This is a genomic window from Streptomyces sp. NPDC051776 (assembly GCF_040681345.1).
Classification (GTDB): Bacteria; Actinomycetota; Actinomycetes; order Streptomycetales; family Streptomycetaceae; genus Streptomyces.
The window spans coordinates 1-1,600 of record NZ_JBFAYQ010000158.1 but is presented as its reverse complement, the minus strand read 5'-3'; the positions used below and the strand labels follow the sequence as shown (position 1 = coordinate 1,600).

The window sequence follows — 1,600 nt, the reverse complement described above, 5'->3', positions numbered from 1 at the left end:
AGCTACCTTGCCGGCCTACACCTCCGCGCCTCGATGATCTGGATCAAGGACCTCACGCGAGCCACCCCTTGATCACGACCAAATACGCTCCCTAACCGCGAGGGCCACCACGGCAGCCCTTCTGATCTTTTGCACCTTCACCATTCCTCCCGGACGGACTCGGCGTCTCCGACCCCCTCGACTCTCCTCAACCGCGGGCGTCTCCGTCCGGACATGGCATCACTCGGCGTTCTCCCCCGGACAGCCCCAACCCCGCACCCGTTTGACCCGCCGGAGGATGCGGAGCCACAGGGACGGCAAGGATTTCGGCCCTGTCTCGCATGCGGTGGTGATGGAGCGTGCCACTATCCGAGAAGTATGCTGTGGCGAAGAGGGTGAAGCCCGCTCGTCCGTGCATCTGACGAGCGATCCGCTTGGTCTTGGAGTTGATGCCCTCGGTGGGGCCGTTGCTGTACGGAAGCGTGAGCGCGGCGATCACGGCGTCGCGGTCCCGCTCCAGGCCCCCGGGCGAAGGCGTGCAGATGGGGCAGATCGGCTGCGCGGACTTGGACGATCCAGTGAGAGAGCCCGTCGGTATCTCGTGCGCGAACCGTCAGGAGCTGGGCGAAGCTCCGGATTTGGCAAGCGAGTTGGGTCATTTCAGGGCAGGCGGCGGGAGTCGGGCCAGGAGATCGTGATGTTCGGCCATGAGGTTGTCGGGCCTGGCTGACCCGGACGAACTCGGGACGGTACCTGCCGCGTTGAGCGCCGACTGGGGCAGAGTGGCCAGTTCCGGCCGTAACACGATGGCCCCCAGCGGGAGTTGGCGTTCGTGTGAAGAAACAGCCGCCCGCCGAGGGCTCTCCCGGTGTTGTCTACCAGGTCCGGCTTCCTATGTAGAAGCAGACCGTCGATCTTGTCGGCGGACTGATACGCCGGCGCCGCAAGCAGCTGGGCACGCGCTGGCGCAAGGCCGCTCCGGGCACGCAGACGATCGTCGTGCGGGCCGTCCTGCGCCACGACCAGCGCCTGGCCGACATGGCCGGCGGCAAGCTGCGAAGTCCAGCAGTGACAGACGATCACCCGACGGCGATCACTCCGCCTGCCGGCACGAGGACGGCATCACAGGCTCACACCAGTAGCACGACCTGCGAGTTCAAGATGAAACGATCTCATTGCCCCGCTATTTACTGACGCCTTCAATGTGACACCACCAGAACTGCGCGGCCAGGCACACGGTGTCCTCGAAACGACTCGCGGGATGGGTGTCGCCCTTGAACTCGCAGTAATGGGTGCGGTCGACGTCGTCCGGCGTGAACAGCCTCAGAACGAGACGATCTGTGATGAGGGGAGAGACGTGACGTGCACGGTGCCTCCGCGGTGCGCGTACCTGACGCGCCTATCCGGTTCTAGCAGCCTCGAGAAGTGGTTGAGGAAGAGCTGAGGCCCAGTGGCAGGAGGGAGGGTGCACGCCGGTGCGGCGTGCACTCTCTGGGGCGAGCTCGGTGTTTTCTTGTTCACGGGGCGCTAGTACTCCAGTGCGGTTTTGTGATCTATCCAGTGGGTCCGTCGGCGGATCGTCGTTGGTAGTGGCTGCGTCGGGCTGTTGCTTGGTGGCGTC

Annotated in this window: 1 pseudogene; it reads right to left on the bottom strand. The window is 64.8% G+C overall.

Annotation, left to right across the window (positions count from 1 at the left end):
* Positions 1-344 precede the first annotated feature (344 nt).
* A pseudogene (locus AB0M26_RS31865) lies at positions 345-521 on the bottom strand (transposase); the annotation flags it as partial.
* Positions 522-1,600 lie beyond the last annotated feature (1,079 nt).